1 protein-coding gene and 2 pseudogenes are annotated in these 2380 nt (G+C 66.0%); 1 reads left to right on the plus strand and 2 read right to left on the minus strand.

All coding sequences use genetic code 11. The features are described 5' to 3' along the window. Positions 1-531 (minus strand): annotated as a pseudogene (locus tag AC1DYI_RS32875) (xyloglucanase); the annotation flags it as partial. 234 nt (positions 532-765) lie between these two features. Between AC1DYI_RS32875 and AC1DYI_RS32880 the strand changes: the two are divergent. Continuing rightward, entirely contained in the window at positions 766-1566 is an 801-nt protein-coding gene (locus AC1DYI_RS32880) for a dimethylarginine dimethylaminohydrolase family protein (protein WP_477208309.1), read from the plus strand. Positions 1567-1854: 288 nt separating this feature from the next. Here the strand turns inward: AC1DYI_RS32880 and AC1DYI_RS32885 are convergent. Further along, a pseudogene (locus AC1DYI_RS32885) lies at positions 1855-2380 on the minus strand (TAXI family TRAP transporter solute-binding subunit); the annotation flags it as partial.

Consider the following 2380-nt stretch of genomic DNA (forward strand, 5'->3'; position numbering starts at 1 on the left):
CCACAAGCCCTTGCCGCTCGGCGCACCGAAGTACAGCACCTTCGCGTGGTTAGGGTCCACCGCCAGGCGCTCACCCATGCCGCGGYCGGGCATGTTGCCGCCCAGCTTGAACGGCAGCTTGGTGGTCTGCCAACTGCGGCCCTGATCGGACGAGCGCAGGATCGCGCCGATGTTCGGATCCCAGCTGTTGGTGTACATGCCCACGGCGGCGTAGACGCGGTTGGCATCGCCCGGGTCGGCGGCCACGCTGACCACGCCATTGAAACCCCAGTTCTTCCACCCCACCCAATCCAGCAGCGGCTTCCAGGCCTGGGTCGATTCGCTCCACCGGTACATGCCGCCGATATCGGTCCGCGCGTAGATCAGGTCCTTCTGGGCCCGGCTGAACACGATGCCCGAGATGAACCCACCACCGCGGATGGACACGTTCTTCCACGAATAGGTCGACGCCAGCGGAGTCTCACCCGCATCGGCGTTAGCGGTCGCTGCGCCCGCCACCTGCGCCGAAACCGCCAGTGCGGCGGCAAACATCAATACTCGGACTTTTGGTGGCGGCGTCATGTGGGTTCTGCGGGTTGAAAACAGTGGCCGAGGTTGTATCTCGTGGCCATATAGTCATACAAGTTGCAGAACGCATGTGGCGTAACAACCAGTCAGCTGGACGGTCGGGTTAGCCCCTCCGAGACTCCGGACCCATTGCCCGCGGCTGCTGCCCCTGCGGCTTCGACACAATCGCGTACCGATTTGCCTCACGAGGTCTTCCAGATGTCATCCGGCCCCACCGTGTTTCACTTCAATTCGGCCATCGTTCGCAAGCCGGCGCGCTCCGTCGTCAATGGCTTGCGCGCCGACGACCGCGGGAGCCCGACGCTTGAGGGCGTGCAGGCCGAGCACGATGCCTACGTGGCGGCCCTGCGCGCTGCGGGCGTCGAGGTCACCGTCCTGCCGGCGCTCGAGACGTTTCCGGATTCGATCTTCGTGGAAGACCCGGCGTTCGTGCTCCCGGAAGGGGCGATCCTCCTTCGACCCGGCGCGCCAAGCCGCGCTGGCGAGACGCCTGAAATCGCGCCGACGCTGCGTGCCATGTTCGAGACCGTCCTCGACTTGCCACAGCCCGGCTTTGCAGACGGCGGCGACGTGCTGGTGACGCCCAAGGCGATCAAGATCGGCCTTTCAGCCCGCACCGACCACCAGGGCGCCGAAGCGCTGGCCTCGTGCCTCGCCAGGTTCGGCCGCAGGAGCGAGATCGTGAAGACCCCGGAGGGCGTACTGCACTTCAAGACCGAGTGCTCGCTGCTCGACGAGGAAACCGTGCTTGCGACCGAGCGGCTCGCGCGCTCTGGCGTCTTCGAGGGCTTCAGGCAGATCGTCGTCCCGGACGGTGAGGAGGCGGCGGCCAATGCGCTGCGAGTCAATGACGTGGTGATGGTCGGGGCGCAGTTTCCCAAGACCATCGCGCTCCTCGACAAGCTTGGCTATCAGGTCGTTTCCCTCGGCACCGCGGAAATCGGCAAGATCGATGCGGGCCTTTCCTGCATGTCATTGCGATGGTGGGCGCCTCGCTGAACCTTGCCTGGGCGGCTCATGCATCAGCAATGATCTCGTTGGCCTGGTTGTCGACGATGACCGGGCTCTCGAAACAGGTACTTCGGCGCGCTGCCCACGAAAAGCTGCTTGGCCTTCTCGCGAGAGACCGGTTGGGGAAGCCGGAGCGGGCCGGACCTTGACGTCAGCGCACGCCAGGCGGGATTGGACCCCCGCGCCTACCTTTGCAGAACAAAATCATTCCCTGACCGCGCCGCAAACATCAGATGGCGAAACGGACAGGCAGCACGCCGCCGCGCCGCTCGTTGATCAGTCGGTCGGTCCGTCCGTTGGTCGGGACCGCTGCGCCAGCAGGCGCTTGCGCACCGCATAGATGTTGTTGCGCAGCGCGTAAAGCTCTTCGGCATAGGACAGCGGCACCGCAATACGGTGTGTGACACGGTCCAGTTCGTCCAGCTCGTCGAGCAAAGCGTCGGGCTCGGCTGTGCCGGTTTCCAGCTTTGCTTCCACCTCGCGCAGTCGCGCATACCAGCGGAACACGCGCGAGCGCACGCGGAAGGTGTAGAGCGGCGGTACTACGCGCGACAGCGGCAGCATCAGCACCAGCAGGCCGCCGACCACCAGCCACATGCGTTCCAGCAGAGTGCCGGCCCAGAAGGGCAGGTAGCGCGCCCAGGCCGGCGGCGTGCCGTTGATCGCGCGGTCGCCCTCGGCGCTGACCGGCAGCTCGCTGGTGCGGGTGTTGGGGAAGTCGCGCGCGCCATTGAACCAGCCGGCCTCGCTGTGCTGGCTCAGGGCCGCCTGCGCGAACAGCTGGCGCAGCGCAGGGTGCGTC

The sequence above is a fragment of the Ideonella sp. P3_A4 genome, from assembly GCF_056403075.1.

What these genes read in the sequence shown, in the direction of transcription:
- AC1DYI_RS32880 (WP_477208309.1), top strand. Translation starts at nt 766, where the DNA reads ATGTCATCCGGCCCCACCGTGTTTCACTTCAATTCGGCCATCGTTCGC.